This window comes from Janthinobacterium sp. GW456P (assembly GCF_002127655.1).
GTDB lineage: Bacteria > Pseudomonadota > Gammaproteobacteria > Burkholderiales > Burkholderiaceae_D > Janthinobacterium.
On record NZ_NEHB01000013.1, the window covers coordinates 171,045 to 191,666 of the forward strand.

General features: G+C 63.9%; 20 protein-coding genes. 9 read left to right on the forward strand and 11 right to left on the reverse strand.

Annotation, left to right across the window (positions count from 1 at the left end; translation table 11 throughout):
- The first annotated feature begins 84 nt into the window (after positions 1-84).
- Positions 85-1,185, forward strand: coding sequence for a glycosyltransferase family 9 protein (locus tag CBW66_RS14250; RefSeq protein WP_170933037.1), 1,101 nt, complete (start codon positions 85-87; stop codon positions 1,183-1,185).
- Here CBW66_RS14250 and CBW66_RS14255 read toward each other — a convergent pair.
- Positions 1,170-3,344, reverse strand: a complete 2,175-nt coding sequence (locus CBW66_RS14255) for an EAL domain-containing protein (RefSeq protein ID WP_329957618.1) — start codon at positions 3,342-3,344, stop codon at positions 1,170-1,172. The two genes, CBW66_RS14250 and CBW66_RS14255, sit on opposite strands and share 16 nt — an antisense overlap.
- A gap of 118 nt (positions 3,345-3,462) precedes the next feature.
- Positions 3,463-3,915: a hypothetical protein gene (locus tag CBW66_RS14260; RefSeq protein WP_086137666.1), complete on the reverse strand. Its 453-nt coding sequence runs from the start codon at positions 3,913-3,915 to the stop codon at positions 3,463-3,465.
- A gap of 194 nt (positions 3,916-4,109) precedes the next feature.
- On the opposite strand from CBW66_RS14260, the gene CBW66_RS14265 reads away from it, so the two are divergent.
- A complete protein-coding gene (locus tag CBW66_RS14265) occupies positions 4,110-4,577 on the forward strand; it encodes a PACE efflux transporter (RefSeq protein WP_070224839.1) in 468 nt (155 codons plus the stop codon).
- On the opposite strand, the gene CBW66_RS14270 is transcribed toward CBW66_RS14265, so the two are convergent.
- The gene (locus tag CBW66_RS14270) at positions 4,553-5,434 is read right to left on the reverse strand and encodes a LysR family transcriptional regulator (RefSeq protein WP_086137665.1); all 882 of its coding nucleotides are present in this window, start codon (positions 5,432-5,434) and stop codon (positions 4,553-4,555) included. The two genes, CBW66_RS14265 and CBW66_RS14270, sit on opposite strands and share 25 nt — an antisense overlap.
- 68 nt (positions 5,435-5,502) lie before the next feature.
- On the opposite strand from CBW66_RS14270, the gene CBW66_RS14275 reads away from it, so the two are divergent.
- Complete coding sequence (locus tag CBW66_RS14275; RefSeq protein ID WP_086137664.1) at positions 5,503-5,706, forward strand: DUF3460 family protein; 204 nt, start codon at positions 5,503-5,505, stop codon at positions 5,704-5,706.
- Between the two features lie 6 nt (positions 5,707-5,712).
- Here the strand turns inward: CBW66_RS14275 and CBW66_RS14280 are convergent, their stop codons facing one another.
- Both CBW66_RS14280 and CBW66_RS14285 read right to left on the reverse strand, forming a co-directional pair.
- Positions 5,713-6,429 (reverse strand): DUF882 domain-containing protein, encoded by a 717-nt coding sequence (locus CBW66_RS14280; RefSeq protein WP_086137663.1) that lies wholly within the window; start codon positions 6,427-6,429, stop codon positions 5,713-5,715.
- 132 nt (positions 6,430-6,561) lie between these two features.
- Positions 6,562-7,389, reverse strand: coding sequence for an EAL domain-containing protein (locus tag CBW66_RS14285; RefSeq protein WP_086137662.1), 828 nt, complete (start codon positions 7,387-7,389; stop codon positions 6,562-6,564).
- Positions 7,390-7,623: 234 nt separating this feature from the next.
- Here CBW66_RS14285 and CBW66_RS14290 point away from each other — a divergent pair, with 234 nt between their 5' ends.
- A complete protein-coding gene (locus tag CBW66_RS14290) occupies positions 7,624-8,436 on the forward strand; it encodes a class II glutamine amidotransferase (RefSeq protein WP_086137661.1) in 813 nt (270 codons plus the stop codon).
- Positions 8,437-8,502: 66 nt separating this feature from the next.
- Here CBW66_RS14290 and CBW66_RS14295 read toward each other — a convergent pair whose 3' ends face one another.
- Positions 8,503-9,033 carry a GNAT family N-acetyltransferase gene (locus CBW66_RS14295; protein ID WP_086137660.1) on the reverse strand — a complete coding sequence of 177 codons (531 nt, stop codon included), beginning with the start codon at positions 9,031-9,033 and terminating at the stop codon, positions 8,503-8,505.
- Between the two features lie 301 nt (positions 9,034-9,334).
- Here CBW66_RS14295 and CBW66_RS14300 point away from each other — a divergent pair, with 301 nt between their 5' ends.
- Positions 9,335-10,390 carry a sulfate ABC transporter substrate-binding protein gene (locus CBW66_RS14300; RefSeq protein ID WP_086137659.1) on the forward strand — a complete coding sequence of 352 codons (1,056 nt, stop codon included), beginning with the start codon at positions 9,335-9,337 and terminating at the stop codon, positions 10,388-10,390.
- Between the two features lie 43 nt (positions 10,391-10,433).
- Here the strand turns inward: CBW66_RS14300 and CBW66_RS14305 are convergent, their stop codons facing one another.
- Positions 10,434-11,579 (reverse strand): hypothetical protein, encoded by a 1,146-nt coding sequence (locus CBW66_RS14305; RefSeq protein WP_086137658.1) that lies wholly within the window; start codon positions 11,577-11,579, stop codon positions 10,434-10,436.
- A 141-nt stretch (positions 11,580-11,720) separates the two neighbouring features.
- On the opposite strand from CBW66_RS14305, the gene CBW66_RS14310 reads away from it, so the two are divergent.
- Both CBW66_RS14310 and CBW66_RS14315 read left to right on the forward strand, forming a co-directional pair.
- Positions 11,721-12,899, forward strand: coding sequence for a hypothetical protein (locus tag CBW66_RS14310; RefSeq protein ID WP_086137657.1), 1,179 nt, complete (start codon positions 11,721-11,723; stop codon positions 12,897-12,899).
- A gap of 125 nt (positions 12,900-13,024) precedes the next feature.
- The gene (locus CBW66_RS14315) at positions 13,025-13,243 is read left to right on the forward strand and encodes a molybdopterin-binding protein (protein WP_034757699.1); all 219 of its coding nucleotides are present in this window, start codon (positions 13,025-13,027) and stop codon (positions 13,241-13,243) included.
- A gap of 56 nt (positions 13,244-13,299) precedes the next feature.
- On the opposite strand, the gene CBW66_RS14320 is transcribed toward CBW66_RS14315, so the two are convergent.
- Both CBW66_RS14320 and CBW66_RS14325 read right to left on the reverse strand, forming a co-directional pair.
- Positions 13,300-14,049 carry a LytTR family DNA-binding domain-containing protein gene (locus tag CBW66_RS14320; RefSeq protein ID WP_086137656.1) on the reverse strand — a complete coding sequence of 250 codons (750 nt, stop codon included), beginning with the start codon at positions 14,047-14,049 and terminating at the stop codon, positions 13,300-13,302.
- Positions 14,046-15,296 carry a sensor histidine kinase gene (locus tag CBW66_RS14325; RefSeq protein WP_086142865.1) on the reverse strand — a complete coding sequence of 417 codons (1,251 nt, stop codon included), beginning with the start codon at positions 15,294-15,296 and terminating at the stop codon, positions 14,046-14,048. The genes CBW66_RS14320 and CBW66_RS14325 overlap by 4 nt, the downstream gene beginning before the upstream one ends.
- Positions 15,297-15,711: 415 nt before the next feature.
- On the opposite strand from CBW66_RS14325, the gene CBW66_RS14330 reads away from it, so the two are divergent.
- Positions 15,712-16,590, forward strand: coding sequence for a serine hydrolase (locus CBW66_RS14330; protein WP_086137776.1), 879 nt, complete (start codon positions 15,712-15,714; stop codon positions 16,588-16,590).
- 61 nt (positions 16,591-16,651) lie between these two features.
- On the opposite strand, the gene CBW66_RS14335 is transcribed toward CBW66_RS14330, so the two are convergent.
- Positions 16,652-17,584 carry a DMT family transporter gene (locus CBW66_RS14335; protein ID WP_086137654.1) on the reverse strand — a complete coding sequence of 311 codons (933 nt, stop codon included), beginning with the start codon at positions 17,582-17,584 and terminating at the stop codon, positions 16,652-16,654.
- A 120-nt stretch (positions 17,585-17,704) separates the two neighbouring features.
- Between CBW66_RS14335 and CBW66_RS14340 the strand changes: the two genes are divergently transcribed.
- Complete coding sequence (locus tag CBW66_RS14340) at positions 17,705-18,604, forward strand: LysR family transcriptional regulator (RefSeq protein WP_086137653.1); 900 nt, start codon at positions 17,705-17,707, stop codon at positions 18,602-18,604.
- Positions 18,605-18,611: 7 nt separating this feature from the next.
- Here the strand turns inward: CBW66_RS14340 and CBW66_RS14345 are convergent, their stop codons facing one another.
- Positions 18,612-20,537 (reverse strand): methyl-accepting chemotaxis protein, encoded by a 1,926-nt coding sequence (locus CBW66_RS14345; protein WP_086148666.1) that lies wholly within the window; start codon positions 20,535-20,537, stop codon positions 18,612-18,614.
- Positions 20,538-20,622: the final 85 nt, after the last annotated feature.

Genomic DNA, 20,622 nt, shown 5'->3' on the forward strand with positions numbered 1-20,622 from the left:
GCGGCAATAATGGGACACGCCCCCTAGCTCAGGACGGTGGAAATCCGTAAGATGCTGCTGTCGCCATCTACTTCCGGAGTTTCCTTGATAAAAACCGCCGCCCGGCTGATCAGTTATGCCCTGCTGGGCAAATCCGGCAAGCAGCCCCTCGATATCGCCAAGGTGCGCAAGGTACTGATTTTGCGCAACGACAAGATCGGTGACATGATCGTCACCTCGGCCCTGCTGCGCGAGCTGAAGAAAAACTATCCGCACTGGCAGATCGACGTGGCCGCCAGCAGCGCCAACCGCGATGTCATCGCCGAGAACCCGCATGTGAACGAGATCCTGATCTGGGACAAGCAGCCGCTGCTGCGCGACTTGCGCACCACCATCGCCGCGCTGCGCCGGCGCCGCTACGACGTCATCTTCAATCCCTACAACCGCTTTTCGATTCCCTTGCTGCTGCGTATCAAATGGCTGGGTGCGCGCTATCTGACGGGCTTTGCCATTCCCAAGTACGGCACCTCGACGGCGAAGCTGGGCATGTTCGACCATACGGTGCCGTGCGACCGCAGCCGCCATATCCTGCACAGCTTTTTCGCCACCTTCGAACAATTTGGCTTGCGCGACATCGATATGCGCTATGAACTGTTCGGCGTGGACGCGCACGCGGCCCAGGTCGACGCCGCCTGCGACACCTTGCTGCGCACGCATGAAGGCTTGTTCTGCCTCAATTTCCAGGGCAGCAATGCGCAGCGCACGGTCAGCGTGGCCGACGCCCAGCGCTGCTGCGCGGCCCTGGCGGCACGCTATCCGCGCCATGCGCTGCTGGTGATCGCCGCGCCGGGCACCGAGGCGCGCGCCGCCGAAATCGTGCGCGGCGCCGGCCATGCCAACGTGATGAGCGCGCCACCCACGGGCCACATCCTGGAGCTGGCGGCCCTGATCCGCCGCTGCGAACTGGTGCTGTCGCCCGACACGTCGGTGATCCACATCGCCTCGGCATACGACAAGAACATCGTCGGCTACTACATCCGCACCGACAACTACCGCTGGTTCTATCCTGCCAGCCGCCATTACCGCGTGATTCTGGCGCCGGGCCTGACGCTGGCCTCGGTCAGCGCCGCCGAGACGCTGGCCGCCGTGGAAGAGCTGATGGAAGGCGGCGGACAGGCGCAGGAGACGCTTCAGGCCGCCGGCTGAGACGCCAGCAGGCGGTCCATCTGCCCCGCCGGCAACGCGCGCGAAAAAAAGTACCCTTGCGCATAGTCGCAGCCGGCGGCGCGCAGCAGGTCGCGCTGCGACGCCGTCTCCACGCCTTCGGCCACGACTTTCAGCCCCAGCCGCTGCGCCAGCGCGATGATCGCCTCGCACAGGCCCTGCCCGTCGCCATCGCGCCCCAGCTCGCCGACCAGGGCACGGCCGATCTTGAGAAAATCGATGTCGGCCTTCTTGATGCACGCGAGCGACACCTGGCCGCTGCCGAAATCATCGAGCGCCAGGGCCAGGCCCATGGCGCGGAACTGGCGCAGGCGGTCGACCACCTGGCGCCCCTCGTCGAGCAGCACCGCTTCCCTCGTCTCGATGACGATGGCGCCCGGCGCCAGCCCCTGGCGCGCCAGATGCCCGCCCCAGTCCTGGTACAGCGCGGCGTCGCAGCGAAATTCCATGGCCGACTTGTTGATGCTGATCTGAAACGGGGCGCCATGCTCGTCCTGCCACTTCCGCGCCTGGCGCACGACCTGGCGAAAGACCCACTCGCCGATATCGATGATCAGGCCGTTCGCCTCGGCAAAGGCGATGAAATCGGCGGGCACCAGCAAGCCGCGCAGCGGATGGCGCCAGCGCAACAGCGCCTCGGCCCGCTCGATGGCGCCATCGCGCAGGCGGATGATGGGCTGGTAATGCACTTCGAACTGGTCCTGCGCCAGCGCCAGGCGCATCTCGCGCACCGTGCTGCGGCGCAATTCGGCCGCCTGCTGCAAGGCCGGCGTGAAATAGCTGTAGCCGTTGCGCCCCGCACTCTTGGCCGCGTACATGGCCTGGTCGGCATGCCGCAGCAAGGCGTCCGGCGCCTCGGCGTCGGCCGGATACAGGGCCACGCCGATGCTGGCCGACACTTGCGCCGTGTCGCCGTCGAGCAGGAACGGCAGCGCCAGCGCGGCCGTCAGTTCCTGCAGCACGCGCTCGATGCCGCCCAGCTGCCCCACGCCGGCCAGGATGACGGTGAATTCGTCGCCGCCCAGGCGCGCCACCGTATCGGTGGTGCGCACGCGCTCGCTGATGCGGCGCGCCGCCTGGCGCAGCAGCATGTCGCCCTTCTCGTGACCGAGGCGGTCATTCACCTGCTTGAAATGGTCGAGGTCGATGAACAGCAGGGCAAGGCAAGCGCCTTCGCGTTTGGCATGGGCCGCCTCGTGCTGCAAGCGGTCGAGAAACATGTGGCGGTTCGGCAAGCCTGTCAGCTGGTCGAAATTGGCTTGCCGCCAGATGCGCTCGGACGCCGCGCGCTGCGCCGTGATGTCGCTGACCAGCGCCAGCGCGCCCAGGTAGGTGCCGCTGGCATCGAAGATGGGATTCGTGGCCAGGGTGGCCCACAGGGTGCTGCCGTCACGCCGCAGGAACTTGAATTCGTGGCGCTCGACGATGCCGTCCTGGCGCCGCGCAATGTTGCGCTCCAGGATGGCGCGCCCCTCCTCATCCATGAAGGCCGCCAGCGGCTGGCCCAGCATATCCTCGATCTGGCAATCGAGCATCTGCGCCATCTTCGGATTGACAAAGCTCGTCAGCGCCTGCGCATCGATTTCCCAGATGCCCTCCTCGGCGCTGTGCACGATGCGCCGGAAACGCTCTTCGCTGCGTTCGAGCGCGGCCAGCTTGCCTTCGGCCTGCTCCAGCACCAGGCGCAGCGCCTGGCCGTTCGGATCGGCGCTGCCCAGCAGGCTGACGGGCAAGCCGGCCTCGCGCGCGCCGGGACGCGGCGGCGGCAGCTGTACCTGCAGCTGGATGCGCTCGGGTTCACTGCTGTTGAGCACGCGCTGCACGAACTGGTCGTAATCGTGGCGGAACGCCGCGTGGACAAAGGAACGGAACAGCACGTGGCCGGGATGCCCGCGCGCCAGGCCGAACAGTTCCGCCGCCACCAGGTTGACCTGCAGGATCACGCCATCGAGACCGAGCACGAAATAGGCGACGGGCGCGAGCAGGTATAAATCGTTGAAATAAGCTTGTTCGCGTTCGGCCTTCATCCGTTCCGGACTGAAGACGCCATCGTCAAGCAGGGGCGCGACATGCCGCGGCACGCCGTCGTGGCCGAGCGGGGAGGAATCCAGAGCAGGTACCGCTTGCGGTGCTGTATCCATGGCTGTCCTTTGCACGGCCGGCCTGGCAAACAGGTGGGTGCAGTAGCGAGACTAGCACGCGTCACGCGCAGTGTCGAGCCATGCCCGCCACAGATAACGATTCTGCAACAAGGCCGATTCAGCGGCCCATCCGGTGACGGCGCAAGCCGAAATCGTGGCCCACCACCAGCAAGGTGCTGGCCACCAGGCTCGATAGCCCCACGATCAGCTGGATCAGCTTATCGTCAGGCAATATCCACAAGGACGAAGCGGGTGTCTCGCAGCCCGTGGCGGCGCTGATCAGGGGAGACACCCATGCCGCGTCCGGCGTCACGTCGAGCACGACGGCGCCGTCGGCGCTCGTCTGCATATAGATGTCGCCGCCTTCGGCCAGGGTAAAGCAGATGCCCACGCCCGTTTCCGTGGCGCGGATATTGTCCTGCATGCTGCGATTATGTTCCTCGATCCACACTTCCACGTCGTACGGCGTTTCCAGGTGCTCCCACGGACGGGGACGGAAACGGGGACGCTCTTCCGCGCTGGCGGGGGAATCCGGGATATCGGGAATGTTGCTGTCTGCTGCGCCTTGCATGCTCGTTGACCTTTTCTGCGGTGATGTTCTGCGGTGATGCGCGGGAGCGTTTGCCCGCCAGGCGCCATTATCCCTCGTTCGCGGCAAGCATGGTAATTCCACGCCATATTCATCAGAAAAACTGACAGCTATCGACTTTTAACATCAGCATGACTGACTTAAGATACGCGCCATCTCTTCTTTACAGGTTTTACATGCAAGGCATCAAACGCAAAATCGTCTACGTCACCGCCTTTGAAATCATCGGCATGGCCATTTCCACGGCCTGGCTGACCCTGCTGTCGGGCGAGTCGCCCACCAGCACGGGCCCGCTGGCCATCATGATCACCACCATCGCCGTGATCTGGAACCTGCTCTACAACACGGCCTTCGAATACTGGGAAATCCGGCAAGTGTCGCGCACGCGCACCGTCTGGCGCCGCATCCTGCACGCGATCGGCTTCCAGATCACGCTGGTCATCTACCTGATCCCGCTGATTGCCTGGTGGCTCGACATCAGCCTTTGGCAGGCCTTCGTGCTGGACTTCGCGCTGATGCTGATCATCCCCTGCTACAGCTTCATCTTCAATTACTTCTTCGACGGCCTGTTCGGCGTGCCCCTGTCGGCGCAGCAGCCGAAGGAAGAGCCCAATGATGCTCAGGCCGCTTCGCTGAGCAACTGAAGAAAGGACCGTGCCGCCATGCCCAGCGGCCGGTCCTTCATCCACACGAGGTGGATGGGAACGACCAGGCCATTGCCCGTATTCTTGAACGCCACGCAGCGCACCCGCCCCGCCGCCAGCGAGTGCTGGATGGCCGAGGCGGCAAAGTTGCCCCAGCCCAGTCCCGCCTCCACCATCGCCAGCGCCATCGGCAAACTGTCCGTGCGCCAGTAGGACAGCCCCACCACGGGGCGCGCATCGGCCAGATCGAGTTCGCGGCTGGCCACGATGATCTGGCGCAAATTCACCAATTCCTCGATATACAGGGGCCGGCCCGCCGCGTCGGGCGGATGCTGGGTGGAAATAATCGCCAGCAAGGCATCGCTGCCCACCAGCTGGAACTGTTCCTCATGATTGATGCGCCCGCCGGCGAAAGCCATGCAGGCGCTGATGCGGCCCCGGTGCAGCATGTCGAGCACGTCATCCTGCGGCGCCGTCAGCACCTCGATGTCGAGCAGCGGATGGCGCTGCGACAGCGCGCGCACGGCGGCAAGGAAAGGTGCATGGTCGAGTTCGGCCGCGATACCGAGCGAAATACGGCTTTCCAGCCCCTGCGACAATTCCCGCACATGCAGGTGCAACTGCTTCAGCTGCTCGGCGATCAGGCGCGCGTGGGGCAGCAGCGCCATCGCGGCCGGCGTGGGCACGGCTTCGCGCGCGCCCCGGTCGAACAGGGCGATGCCCAGTTCCGCCTCGATATTGGCGATCGCCATGCTGACGGCCGATGGCGCCCGGCGCAAGGTGCGCGCGGCAGCCGAAAACGAGCCGCCATCGACGACGGCCAGGAACAGTTCGATGTTATGGCTGGAAAGTTTCATGGGGAAGTGAAAAGTGCGGCACTTTCTGGTGCGTGGGCGGTCAAACGGTCCATCACAGGAGGACGCCCATGCGCCATCGACTAGCGTACCGCCGCAGCGGTTACGTCTCGGAATTTACCCGCTTCATCGACGACTACCTGCAAACGCATCCCCAGGCGCGCGAAAACCAGCGCCGCGGCTGGCGCATCTGGTGGGAGCGCCCGGCCAAGCTGCGCGAACTGGAACTGATCCAAGCCGATAGCGTGCCGGAGCCGCCCTACCACTACGATTGAAAAGCCTTAGCCTTTCCAGGTGCGCTGCAAGCCCGTATCCGCATGGATCCAGCCGCCGCGGGGGCCCGAGCGGTAATAAAAGCCCACGCCGCCTTGCTTGAAGCTGCGCACGAGCGAACCGAGCACTTCCGCGTTCAGATTCGCCACGCGGATATCGGCGGCGCGGCCCGAGATGTGCAGCGACTGGCGCGCGGCCGGCACGCCCGCTTCGCGCAGCTTGCCGTTCGACTCGGCCGTGCGGTAGCCCGACAGGATCTCCAGCGGCTGCTCGATGCCGTAACGGGCCACGAACGCTTGCGTGCCCCACAGGGTTTCCAGCAGTTTCGGGTCGATGGGCGCCGTCTTCTTGCCGTTCACGTCGCGCAGCAAGTGGCACAGTTCCTGGTAGGCGGAATCGATGACTTCGCCATCTTTCCAGTACAGCAGTTTCGCTTTTTCATTGCTGGCCGGGCGCACCACTTCCAGGGTGCGCGGCTTGAGCCAGAATTCCAGGTCCAGCGCCTGCGCGTCGAAGATGTCCGGTGGCGGTTCCAGTTCCGTGATGGCCTGGCGCGACTGCGAGGTGATCGAGCGGTCGACGCTGGCCAGTTGCGTCGGCTGGGGCGGCACGCCCGTGCGCGGTGCGCGCGGCTTGGCGCTGGCCGAAGCCGAGGCGGGAGCGGCCGTGCGCGAGGCGCAGCCGATGAGTGGGGTGGCTACCAGGCCCAGCGCGGCCAGGCCCATACCGTGATGTAGAAAATTTCTGCGCGATGCCATAGTCAGTCCAATGTAACGATGGGAATACTATAGCGTATTGTGCTGCGAAGAAAAACCCTCAATACCTATCGTGCCGCCCTCATTTCGACATCTGCCCCCCTAGGCGGTGGCGGCAACGTCCCGATTTGCCTGCGCCAGCGCCGTCAGTGGCTTGTCCAATAAATATCCCTGGGCGACGATGGGCAAGCGCGTGATGGCGGCCACGCGCTGCAGCGCGGCCAGCGCGGCCGGCGTGTCGAGGCGCTTGAAAATGACGCGTATCTTCGCCGCATGGCATACGGTGATGAAGCTGGCGACGGCTTGCTCGTCGCTGAGGTTGCCCGCGTCCAGCTTGAACGCATGCGGGTGCAAACGCTCCAGCATGCCCGTTGCCTCCTGCACGCTGGCCACGTTGATGGCCAGGCGGAAACCGTTGCGCCGGTAATTGTCGGCCACGTAGTTGAGCAGCCAGCCCTGGTTCGGCGTCACCGCCGGCAATTGCAGCACGATGCGCGCTATGGGCAAGCCCAGCGCATCGAGGATGCGCTGGAAGGCGTGGCCGTGATTGCTGCTGACGGCGCTGAGCAAGCGGTCATGCACGTTCAGGTACAGGTCGGACTGCTCCGCTTCGCCCTGGCGGAAGAAATTAATGGCGTGCAGCATGCGGCACAGCCGGTCCAGCTCCACGGATTCGTCGTCGCTGGCCGCGTGGTCCAGCAGGCGCCACAGCGACAAGCCTTCATCGGCCTGCGACACGCTGCGCGCCAGCCCCTCGAACGCCACCAGCTTGCCGCTGTCCAGTTCGCGCAGCGGCTGGAAGGCGCTCGTCATGGTGCAATTGAAAAAGCGCCCCAGCGCCCTGCCTTCGCCGTCGAGCCAGACGCTGGTGCCGGCCTGGGTCTGGTGCGACAGGCGGGCCAGATAGTTTTTCAGGACGGGAAATGGCATACGTGCTCCTTCATCGGGCTGCGCCGGCATCCCGCATGGGGACGACGGCGCCAAAGTGTGCAGAGTAAGGCTGCGCCAATCAAAGGAGAACGAATGGTTTCGCCATTTGATATGCGCGCAGCAAATATGGACGACACAACGGACGGCGCATATCGATAGTCGGAAACATTCGTTCCCGCGCCCCGCCCCGGCCTTTACTGTGGGCGTGTACCGATACCACCAGGAAGGGCCGCCATGTGCCAGTTACTCGCAATGAACAGCAGCAAGCCGGCCGCGCTGGGATTTTCCTTTGCCGGCTTTGCCGAACGGGGCGGTCGCACGGACGAGCACCGCGACGGCTGGGGCATCGCCTATCATTCCGGTAGCGGCTGCACCTTGCTGACCGATCACCTGGCCGCCATCGATTCGCCGCTCGCGGCCCAGGTGCAGCAACATCCCGTGAAGGCGAAAAACATCGTTGCGCACATCCGCAAGGCCACGCAGGGCCGCATCGCCCCCGAAAATACCCACCCGTTCGCCCGCGAACTGTGGGGCAAGACCTGGTCCTTCGCGCACAATGGCGACCTGAAAACCTGGCGCGCGCCCGCCAATGCCGACTACCACGCCAGCGGCGACACGGACAGCGAACAGGCGTTCTGCCACCTGCTGGCCCGCTTGCGCACACAGTTTCCCGCAGGTGAGCCCGCGCGCGCCGCCCTGCGCGCCGCCATCGCCGAGGTCGCCAAAGACATCGCCGCGCACGGCACCTTCAATTTCATCCTGTCGGACGGTGAGCTGCTGTTTGCCCACTGCTCCACGCATCTGCACTATGTGATCCGCGAATACCCGTTTTCCGTGGCGCAACTGATCGACTGCGAGCGCAGCATCGATTTTCGCCAGCACAACCATCTGGACGACCGCATCGCCGTCATCGCCACGCATCCGCTGACGCAAAACGAGGACTGGCTGGCGTTCGCACCCGGCGAACTGAAACTGTTTGCCGGCGGCACCTTGCTGCCAGCAAACGATGCGGTGCCGCACGGCGTGTATATCCAGATCAGTTACTGAAGGGAAATATTCAAAGGAAGGGAAAGGCCCGCCGCCGGATGGGCGGGCTGAAAGGCTGGCGGGCCGTCAAGCCGAATTGCAGTTGCAGAAGCGCTTGCGCTTGGGGTCGCCGCTGGCGATGCCTGCGGGGTCAATCTGTTTCCAGCAAAAAATCGTTTCCACACCATATGGCGAACGCACATTGCCCGCCTCGATGTAGCCCTGCTTGACGAAAAAGGCCTGGCTGCTGGCCGTGCTGTGCAGTTGCAAGGCCTTGATGCCCCACTCGCGCGCCTGCGCTTCCAGCTGAGCCACCAGCGCCTTGCCAGCGCCGCGGCCTTGCGCCTCGGGCAGCAGATAGCACAGGGCCAGCTTGCCGGCGCGCGTCAGCAAGCCGACGCCGACGACGGCGCCCTGCTCGACTGCGACCAGCGAAAAATTGGTGGGTGACGCAAACCAGCACGCCACCATCTGCGGTGTTTTATTGCCCAGCCAGGCTTCCAGGATGGCCGGATCGTCCCGATGATCGAGGCTGCAGCATTCGACGATGGAGCGTCGTAATACGTTGCACGCCTCGAAAGCGTCGGTCGATGTTGCAATACGAATTTCAAGACTCATGTACGCTCACAAAATATTCCAGTTGCCGATGCAGACGGTTTTACCCCTGTATCGCGCGATTCGACTATACACCAAGCGGCGCAATCGGGTTTTTTGCCGCACGCCACGCGCTGGTTTTGCCTATGGCGCCATGCTTGCAGACTAAGCGCTGGTGCGCGCCTTGCCCACGAATGTTTCCAAAAATCGATATCTGTTTTTTAGCGCAAACGGGAATCGTATCTAAGCATATTACGAAAAATTCGTTTCTTTTCCGGCCGGAATTTTAGACTATGTCTGTCTATTCTCACAACAAGAGTTCAACATGACCCATTCCAACGCCGTACCGACCACCGCAGCGACGCTCGCCCAACGCTCGCGCCGCTGGTTCCTGGCCAGCGCCCTGGCCGCTTCCGCCGCCGCCATGAGCCTGCCGATGGCAGCCAGCGCCGCCGAACCCGTGGTCTTGCTGAACGCCTCGTACGACGTGATGCGCGAACTGTTCAAGGATGTGAATCCCGCATTTATTGCTGACTGGAAAGCCAAAACGGGCGAAACCATCACCATCAAGCAGTCGCACGGCGGTTCGAGCAAGCAGGCGCGCTCCGTGGCCGATGGCCTGGAAGCGTCCGTCGTGACCATGAACCAGGCCAATGACATCGATATCCTCGTCGACCGCGGCCTCGTGGTGGCCGACTGGGCCAAGAAATTCCCGAACAATGCGGCGCCGTTCTATTCCACGATGGTATATCTGGTGCGCAAAGGCAACCCCAAACACATCAAGGATTGGGACGATCTGGCCAAGCCCGGCATCAAGGTCATCGTGCCGAACCCGAAAACGTCGGGCAACGGCCGCTACACCTACCTGGCAGCCTGGGGCTATGCCGTGAAAAAAGGCGGCAGCGAAGCGCAGGCGCGCGAACTGGTGGCCAAGCTGTTCAAGAACGTGCCCGTGCTGGACGGCGGCGGCCGCGGCGCCACCACCACGTTTACGCAGCGCGAAATCGGCGACGTGCTGGTGACGTTTGAAAACGAAGTGCAACTGGTGCGCGCCGAATTCGGCGACAACTTTGAGGTGGTGTATCCAAGTATCTCGATCCTGGCCGAGTCGCCGGTGGCCGTCGTCGACAAGGTGGTCGACCGCCGCGGCATCCGCAAGGAAGCCACGGCCTACCTGCAATACCTGTACTCGGAACCGGGCCAGGAACTGGTCGCCAAGCACTACCTGCGCCCCCGTTCGGCCACGGTCGCGAAAAAATACGCGGCCAGCTTCAAGCCGATCAGCCTGTTCACCATCGATGAGGTGTTTGGCGGCTGGAAACAAGCACAAAAGAAACACTTTGACGATGGCGGTGAATTCGACAAGATTTATCAGAAGTAATCTGATCTGCATCAACAAAAAACCGGGACTTGTCCCGGTTTTTTTATGGCTGCGCGCCAGCGTCCCACTCCAGCGCGCTGAACAGGCTGGCGATCTCGCTGCAGCGGCGCGTGCCCGTCTTGCCCAGGATGGCCTGGATCTGGCTGCGCACGGTGCTGATACGCACGCCCTTGCGCTGCGCGTATTCGGCTGGCTCCATGCCGTCGGCCAGGGCCAGCGCCAGCGACCACTCCGCGCCCGTCAGGCCGCACGGCCGCTCGGTCGTGCCGGGCCAGTGCCGCCGCCCGTTCCTGAACAGTGGCCGCAAGGACAGCATGGCCAGGCTGGCCCCCTCTCCGCCTGTCTGGCCCAGCCGCAAGGGCAGCGGCAGGATGCCGATTTCCAGTGCCGGCCGGCCGTCTGCGTCACTCGCATACAAGGGAGCGGGACGGTGGCACGCCAGTCCGGCACAGGTCTGCCGCACGCGCTGCGCCAGTTGCTGCTGCAACTGACTCATGCGCACAAGCACCTTCCCGCCATGCAAGGTGAGCACGGCAGCGAGCGGCGACGTGGCGGCCAGCAGCCGCTGCGCCGCCATGTTCATGAAGATCAGGCGCAGGCAAGCGTGTACCAGCAGGAGGGCGCGCGGCGAGGCATCGAGCGCCTCCCAGGCCAGCGCGCCCTGGGCCTGGGCTTGCTGCGCCGTATCTCGCAGGCGAAACACATTCGGCAGATGATCGAGCACGCGCTGCAGCTGGCTGTGCGTGCTCTGGTCATACGGCCCCTGGCCGGCGGCGCGGTGCGCGGACAGGATGGTCAGCGCGCCATTGTCGCGCACGATACCGCTGCATGAATAACGCACACCCGCGCGCAAATAGAAATCCTGGAAATATTCACTGCGCGCCACGACCTGCTCGCTGAAATAATCCTGCATCAGATGCATGCGCCCGGGCGGCGCGCGCGCGAGGACAGCATAGCCAGGATCGAGCGCGTGGTAGTAGCGCCGGTAACCGTCCTCCCACGCCCCCTGGTCCAGCCCGGTCACATAGCCGCGCGACGGCACCGCGCCCGTTTCCGCTTTCAGGAAACAGCACGCGACATCGCCGCCCGCCAGCCGGGCGAACGCGCGCATCGCCACGCTCCACTGCAGCGGTTCCAATGCTGCCCGGTAAAAGGCGGCGATGACCGGGTCGGCGCCTTCTTGATCCATCCCTCCTCCTAACAGCGCCGCATCCTTCATCCGAAGGATGCGCGGCGATGGCGCGGCAAGCACGATGTTGTCAATGACGGCTGCATGCGGCGCTGTCGCCAGCCGATCAGTATCCCCATTTAACGTACAAGGAGCCACATCATGCCTGCCACATACAACACCGTTTCAGACAGTTCCGTGTCGTCCCATATTTCTTCTTCCTGTTGGCGCCTGCTCTTCGGCAGCGCCGTGCTGCTGTCGCTCTCGGCTTGCGCCAACCTGCACACCATCAACCGGACGACGGAACTGCCGGGTGATGGGAAGGCCATCCATCTGGATGCTCCGCAGCGCCTCGTATATGCCGACGCCCTGGGGCACACCTGTGCGGAGCCGACACCCGATGCCCTGCAAGCGTACATCTCGTCCGCCGGCGCCGGGGTTAACAGTGGCCAGAACGCCGCCTCCATTTCAACTGCCCTGAGCGCCAATGCCGCCAGCGTCGGCTTGCATTCGCAGTCGATCACCCTGATGCGTGAACATCTGTTCCGTATCTGCGAATTCGCGCAAAACAAGTCGATCAACCCTGCCGACACCATGCTACTGATGGAACGCTCGCAAGACCTGACAATGGGCGTGCTCGCCATCGAACAACTGACGGGCGCGGTCGTGGCGCGCCAGGCAGCATTGACGGGACAAGGCCAGTCCGCCGCATCGGCTGGCGTGCTGGCAACCCAGGCACAGCTTGACAAGGCGGAGAAACGCCTCGCCGAACGCGAAGGCGACCTTGACGATGTCCGCAATGCGCACATTGCCCAAGCCAGCGCAAGCGATCACGCACAACAGGCGCTGCAGGATGCCACCAAGGCCGATCCCAAAAAAACCACGGCCGAAATTAAGACCTTGCAGGAGGCAGCGAGTTCCGCCCAATTGAAGCTGGCTCAACTCGACGCGCGTCTGGCCGCTACCCAGGTGGCCGTAGACAAGGCCGAGAAAGAAAGGGACGCTCTGGAGAAAAAACTTGATGTGGCACTTGCCGACAGCAATGCATCGGCCACGGGAACGGCGCAGTCATGGGGTGGACGTAGCCACAGCAATGTCTCGCCTGCCACGGCGCGCTACCTGGCAAGGGCCAGCGTCGAGATCGTGAAAGCAGTGCTGGAGAAAGGCCACATGACCGATAACTGCATCAATTTCATGAGTGCCATACGAGAACACAAGCCGGAGCGCAGCGACGCGCCGATTCAGGCCATGACGACGCTGTGTACAAAGGTATTCGAGGCAGCCATCAAGAAAAACCTGGAGAACCCGGATGGAAAAACAATGAGGAAGATGACAGAATGAAAACAGCGTGCATCGGAACACTTTCGCATATTGATATGCGCATCGATTCGTGGTCAAAACTGCGCGCGCGCCGTACTCTGGCCCTGTCGCGCCGCATGGCGTATTACGGGCACAAAGGAAACATCATGGCTATCTCGGAAGTGAATGTACGCAATCAGTTTCGCGGCAAGATCAAGGAAATCATCTTCGGCCCCGTGGTCTCGGAAGTGGACGTGGAAACGCCGCACGGCATCGTCACCTCGGTGATCACGTCGCGCTCGATCAAGGACCTGGACTTGAAGGTCGGCAGCGAAGTCATCGCCTTGGTCAAGTCGACGGAAGTATCGATCGCCAAGATCCAGTAAGCACTGCCTCGTTGCCCACGCGCCCCGCCATGCGCGGCGCGCGTGCCTGCACAGCGCTAGTCGCGGAACAGATAGGTAAACGTCCGGCTGACGGGCAGCTTTTCCGTGCTGCCGCGCACCAGCACCTGCATGCGCTCGGCGTCGACGCGTTCGGCCGCTTCGATGGCTTTCACGTTGACCATGGTACCGCGGTGGATTTGCCAGAACTGGTCCGGATCGAGGCCGCCCAATAAATCCTTCAGCGGCGTGCGCACCAGCGCTTCGGAACCGGCCAGCACCACGCGCGTGTACTTGGTGTCGGCCTGAAAGAACAGCACGTCGTCGATGTCGATCAGGCGAATCTGCTTGCCCACGCTGGCCCTGATCCATTTCAACTTGTCGCGCGGTGCGGCCGGCAAGGCGGCGCGCAGCGACTGCAATAAGTTGGCCATGTCGGCCGGCTGCGCGTCCAGCTTGTCGCGCAGGCGGGCCAGCGCCCGCTGCAAGCGCTCGGCCTGCACGGGTTTCAACAGGTAGTCGACGGCGCCCGCGTCGAAGGCGTCGACCGCGTACTGGTCGTAGGCCGTGACGAACACCACGTGGGCGCGCTTGCCGATGCGCTCGGCCACTTCCAGGCCCGACATGCCCGGCATGCGGATGTCGAGGAAGACCACGTCCGGCTCATGCTCGAGGAAACCGTCCCAGGCATCGTTGCCGTTTTCCGCCACCAGCACGACTTGCGCCTCGGGCCAGGCTTGCGCCAGCAGCATTTGCAGGCGCTCGCGCATCAGCGGTTCATCTTCGGCGATCAGGATGGTGGGGTTCATGCGGCGGGTACTTTCAGGCTGGATACAATTTGGATGGGTAACATTATTTCAGCGATCACGCCACCCTCTTCGGCATCGCGCAGGGTCAGGCTGGCGGATGGATCGCACAGCAACAGCCGGCTGCGCACGTTTTCCAGGCCCAGGCCGCCTCCCTGTACGCTGTCCGCGCCGCCGGCCGGCAGGCCCATGCCCGTGTCCTGCACGCGCAAGAGCAGCATGCCGTCCACCCGCAACGCCGACAGGCGGATCTCGCCGCCGCGCAACGATGGTTCGATACCATGCTTGATGGCATTTTCCGCCAGGGTCAGCAAGATCATGCTCGGTATCGTCGCCTGCGCCAGCTCGGCCGGCAAGTCCAGGCTGAAGCCCAGGCGCGGGCCCATGCGCGCCTGCATCACGCGCAGATACGCGGCCACCATGTCGAACTCGCTTTGCAAGGGCACTTGCTCGCTGCGCATCTCGGCCAGGCTGGCGCGCAGGAAGGCGATCAGGTCGGCCGTCAGCGCCGCAGCCCTGGGCGCGCCCTGCTCGGCCAGTTGCTGCACCGCGCCCAGGGTATTGAACAGGAAATGCGGCTCGATCTGGGCGCGCAGCAGGCGCAGCTGCGATTCGCTCAGTTCGCGCGCCAGGCGCTCTCGCTCGGCATCCTGCTGCAGCTGCACCGTCAGCGCTTCGTACTGCCGGTTGCGCCAGGTGGTCACGACCGCCAGCGGCACCATGTAGAACAGGCCGGCCACGAGCAAGGCGATGCCGCCCACGCGCAGCAGTCGTTCGAAGGCCATGGTCATGGAGCCGGTATCGCTCAAGCCGGCCAGCAGCACGCCGGCCGCGACCCCGGCCGCGCAGGTCGACATGATCAGCAAGAGTTTCCTGAACTTGTAGCGCACGGAACTGCGGTAATTGAACCAGACGCCCACCAGGCCCCACGCCAGCGCAAACCCCAGGCCGTTGCTGAAGACCAGGGCCTTGAGCAATTCGAAGCGGGCCGGCAGCAGCTGGTGCAGGACGACGCCGATGGCGCTGAACAGCAGCATCAGCTTGAACGCGGCGATGTAAAAACCGGCGCCGCGGTACTTGAGCAGAAAATCGTGCAGTTGCTGGCGTTCGATCGGCGTCAGCTTCACCAGCTTCATGGCGACGTAGCGGCGCACCCGTCCCTGGACCTGCTCCGCTATCTCCGGGTGTTTCAGCACCCGCAGCGATTCCTCATCGATACTGCGGTACCAGTCCGTATATTTTTTTAACACGATGCGTTCTCCGTGGTCTGTGATTCAGGCATGAACGCAGTCTACGGCGCCCCTGTTGCGGGGCATAGCGCGGGGCGACGAAGCACGAAGCGGCAGGCATCAACGACGAAGCGCGCGGCGCCTGCCGGAACTTCGCTGCCAATATTGCTGAAATCATACGAAGTTTCCAAGATGAAATCAATAAGTGCGTAACAATTTTCACTACGGCAAGAATAGTCCCATTTATTTGTCAAATTGCCCGCAACGCCGCCTGTGGCGCGCTTGTACCGTAGACATCGCTTGATCTTTAATGGTATTGTTTAAGCTTGGCAAATATTGCCTCCGAGATACACGCTGCGTTCCCACGCGGCCCGTTCCGGATTTGCGCGCAGCGCCCACGATGGCGCCCCAAAACTGCTTTCCCACATACAATCCCATGCTCAAAAAAATATTCGCCGCGGTGCTGATGACGCTTTCAACAGCGGCCATCGCCGTGCCCTTCGGTTCCCAGTCGATACTGGTGGTCGAAGACGGCACAGGCAAAGTCTTGCTTGAAAAAAATTCCAACGTGGTGGTGCCCATCGCCTCGCTGACCAAACTCATGACGGCCATGGTCGTGCTTGACTCCAAGGCGAATATGCAGGAAGAGATCAGCATCGACCGCGAGGATGTCGATACCCTCAAGCACAGCACCTCGCGCGTGCCCGTGGGCGCCACCCTGAGCCGCCACGACGTGCTGCAGCTGGCGCTGATGTCGTCCGATAACCGCGCCGCCGCCTCGCTGGCGCGCACCTTTCCCGGCGGCCCGACGGCGTTCGCCGTGGCCGTCAACGCCAAGATCAAGGCCCTGGGCATGCGCCAGACCGTGATCGAGGAGCCGACGGGCTTGTCGCCGAACAACCAGTCGACGGCGGCCGACCTCGTCAAGATGGCCGTGGCCGCCTCGCGCTATCCGGAAATCAGCCGCATCACCACCGATTCGAAGGACATCATCCAGATCAAGGGCCGCGACGTGGAATACCACAACACGAACCGCCTGGTGGGCGCCAAGGGCTGGGACATCGGCCTGTCGAAGACGGGCTACACGAATGAAGCGGGCCGCTGCCTGATCATGCGCATCAAGTCGGCCGGCAAGTTCGCCACCATGATCCTGCTCAACGCGCGCGCCAATTCCGTGCGCGCCATGGACGCCGTCAACATCCGCCGCATGCTGGCGGCCGAGAACGGCATCGAAGAGCCGAAAGTGATGCGCGCTTCCGTCAGCCGGCACAAGAAGGCGCCAGCCAAGCCTGGTAAACGCCGCCGCGCGAAATAAGCACGGCTGAGAAAACGCCCATTCACTGCCGGGGTCAGACCCGACGGGTCTGCCCCCAAAATTATTTCGCTTGCCGGTTGGTCATCACCACGCCGGCTATCGTCACCGCGCCACCCACCAGCATCGAGGCGAGCACCGGCTCGCCCAAGAGTCCCGCCGCCAGCACGATGCCGAACACGGGCACGAGGTTGTTGAAGACGGCCGTGCGCGACGGGCCCAGCGCCTTGACGCCCTCGTAATACCAGACGAAGCCGATCACCGTGCCGAACACGCCCAGGTAGCCGATGGCGGCCCAGACTTGCCAGCCAAAGCTGTGCCACGGCACCGTCGGGAATTCCACGGCCGCCCCCACCAGCAGGAAAGCCAGGCCCCACATGGCCGCATACGTGGTGGCGGCGATCGGCGACAAGCCCTTCAGCGCGACCCGGCCGATCAGGGTGTAGGCGGCCCAGCTGGAAATGCCGCAAAACATGAACACCTCGCCCATGCCGATGCCGCCGCCCGTGCCGTGCAGCACGCCGGCCAGGTCGCCGCGCGTGATGACGATGGCCGTGCCGCAAAACGCCAGCATGATGCCCAGCCACTTGAACGATCCGAGCCGTTCGCGGAACAGCATGGCCGAGGCCAGCGCCGTGACGATGGGATTCAGGGCCACGAACAGCGCCGTGCGTCCGGCCGGCATGCGCGACAAGGCCGCCAGGAAGCACAGGTTATATAAAAAGATGCCCGTCAGGCCCAGCGCGGCCGTCGTCGCCAGCTGCTTGCGGTCCAGGCGCGGCAAGCCCCCTTCCAGCTTCCACGCCAGCACCACGAGCAGCAGCACGGCCACGCCGAAGCGCCCGCTGGCGGCCGTCATGGGCGGCATCTGCTGCGCCAGCACGCGGCCCGCGATAAAGGTCCCGCCCCAGAACAGGGCGACGCAGATCAGTTTCAGATAGACGAGCGGCGATTGCGCGGCAGGCAAGGCGGCTGAAGGTACGGCGGAAGAAGACATGGGAGTTCCTGTAAAGCCGCTTGCGCGGCGGGTGGCGTACGTGCTGTACACTTATATATTAATACTAATATCAACTCATGAAATAATGAGCAAATACTCATACACAAAAGAAGCCACACGATGACCTTCACGCAACTGGAAATCTTTACCCTGGTGGCCGAACTGCACGGTTTTTCCGCCGCCGCCGCGCAGCTGGGCATCAGCCAGTCGGCCGTCTCGCATGCGTTAAAAGCGCTGGAAAAGGAGATGGGCGTGGACCTCATCGTGCGCCACCAGGCGTCGGCCGAACTGACGGACGTGGGCCGCCAGCTGCTGGTGCGCGCGCGCGAAATCCTCGGTTTGTCGGAAGCGATGCGCCAGGAAGCGGCCGACGTGCTGGGCCAGCGCCAGGGCAGCCTGCGCATCGGTTCCTTCGGCCCGACGTCGTCGCTGAACCTGCTGCCCGCCATCACGGCGCAATTCCGCCTGCGCTATCCGGGCATCGCCCTGCGCATCGACGAAGGCGCCGACCATGAAGTGGTGCAGTGGATACGCGAACGCCGCGTGGATGTGGGTTTCGTCGTGCTGCCCGACGAGCGTTTCGACACGGCGCCGCTGGTGGAAGACCAGATGATGGCGTTGGTGCCGCGCAGCCACCCGCTGGCCGGCGAAACGGCCATCACCCTGGCGCAGCTGTGCGAAGGGCCGTTCATCATGTCCGAGGCAGGCTGCGCCTGCCTGATCGAGCCGCTGTTCGCCAACGCGGGGCTGCAGCCGCATGTCCCCTACCGCATCAGCCAGGTCATCACCATCCTCGACATGGTCAGCCGTGGCGACGGCCTGTCCATCGTCGCCGAACTGGCCCTGCCGCAGCGCCTGCGCGAGCAGTATCCGGAACTGGTCGCCCTGCCCTTGAACCCGCCCGTCAGCCGCAAGGTGGGTCTGGCCGTGCGCGACCGGCGCCAGAACACGCCGGCCACCAACGCTTTTTTCGAGGTGGCGAAGCAGATGGCGCCGACCCTGGCGCCGCGGCGCGCCTGAGCGCTGCTTAGAACGTTTCCCACTCCTCGCTGCGCTCGGGCTTGGCGGCGGCCTTCGCTACCGGGCGGCTGGCGATGCGCGGCGCGGCGGCCGCGCGCGCCACGGGCCTGGCCGGCGGCTGCACGGCGACCGGAGCGTCATCGAGCTTGAACACGCCCACCACTTGCGCCAGGGTGCTGGCCTGGTCCTGCAGGCTTTCGGCCGCGGCGGCCGCCTCCTCCACCAGCGCTGCATTCTGCTGCGTCACCTGGTCCATTTGCGCGATCGCCTGGTTCACCTGCTCGATGCCCGAGCTTTGCTCGGCGCTGGCGGCCGTGATCTCGCCCATGATGTCGGTGACGCGGCGCACGCTGTCGACGATTTCCTGCATCGTCGCCCCCGCCTCGTCCACCAGGCGCGCGCCCGAGTCGACCTTGCCCACCGAATCGTCGATCAGCAGCTTGATTTCCTTCGCTGCGCCAGCGGAGCGCTGGGCCAGACTGCGCACTTCCGTCGCCACGACGGCAAAACCGCGTCCTTGTTCACCCGCGCGCGCCGCTTCCACGGCCGCATTCAAGGCCAGGATATTCGTCTGGAAGGCGATGCCGTCGATGACGGAAATAATGTCGACGATCTTCTTCGACGAATCGTTGATCGAGGCCATGGTGTCGACCACCTGCGCCACCACTTGACCGCCCTTGCTGGCCACGCCGGACGCCGATTGCGCCATCTGGTTGGCCTGGCGCGCATTGTCCGCGTTCTGCTTGACGGTGGACGTCAGCTCCTCCATCGAGGCGGCCGTTTCTTCCAGCGAGCTCGCTTGCTGTTCCGTGCGCGACGACAGGTCCTGGTTGCCGGCGGCGATTTCCGACGACGATACTTTGACCGATTCGCTGGCCGTGCGGATCTTCACCAGCACGGCGGCGATCTTGTCGATGAAGCGGTTGAAGGCGCCCGCGATCTGCGCCAGTTCATCCACGCCGGAAGCGTCGAGGCGGCGCGTCAGGTCGCCTTCGCCCGAGGCAATGTCGTCGAGCGCGTCGCGCACCAGTTCCAGGCGCTTGAGCATTTTGAACACCAGCAGCGACAGCAGCAGCGCCGCCAGCCCCGTCAGCAGCGCGGCCGTGACGGTGGCCGTCGTCAGCATCGTCTGCAAGGCTTGCATGGCTTCCTGCTGGTCGAGCACCACGGCCAGCAGCCAGTCGGTGCCCGCCACGCGCGTGACATACAGCTTGCCGTCGCGCTCATTGAGGCGCACGGCCTCGCTCGCGCGCGCGCTTTCCAGGCGGTTGACCTGCGCCGCCGACAGCGCGGCATCGAGTTTCGCCACCGGCTGCAGACTCAGTTCCTTGTCCGCATGCGCGATGATGGTGCCGCTCTGGTCGACCAGGAAGGCAAAGCTGTGCGGCGTCGGCTTGATTGCCACCACGTTGGCAATCACCGTATCGAGCAGCACGTCCGCGCCCGCCACACCCCGCAGCGCCTCTTTCGGGCCGACGGGCGCCGTGAACGACACCACCAGCTTGTGGCTGGCCGCGTCCACGTACGGCGGCGTGAGCATCGGCACGCCCGCCTTGACGGTGTCCGTGTACCAGGCGCGCGCCGTCGGATCGAAATCGGCCGGGCGGCCCGGATGGGTAAACACGGAACGCTTGTCCGCGTAGCCGATGAACACTTCCGCAAAATCGCCGGCCTTTTCCGCGATCTGGAAGGCGCGCAGCGGATCAGGCGTCTCGGCCGACATGACGACGGAGGCCATGACTTTCTTCTTGCCATCGACCCATTGCGCCAGCACGGCGGACTGGCTTTGCAGCAGCTGCTGCATCTGCTGGTCCGACGACGACAGCATGCTGCTGCGCGTGGTGACGTAATTGGCGACCGACAAGGCCAGCATGGACAGGACGACGATGGCCACGCAAATGAGCACCAGGCGCGTGCGAAGGGAAGACAACATGATGGACTCCTCGTTTCGATTGTATTGGCGTGAACAGTGCTTTTGCACTACTTCACCTATGCAAGCATTTTTACACAAAAAACGG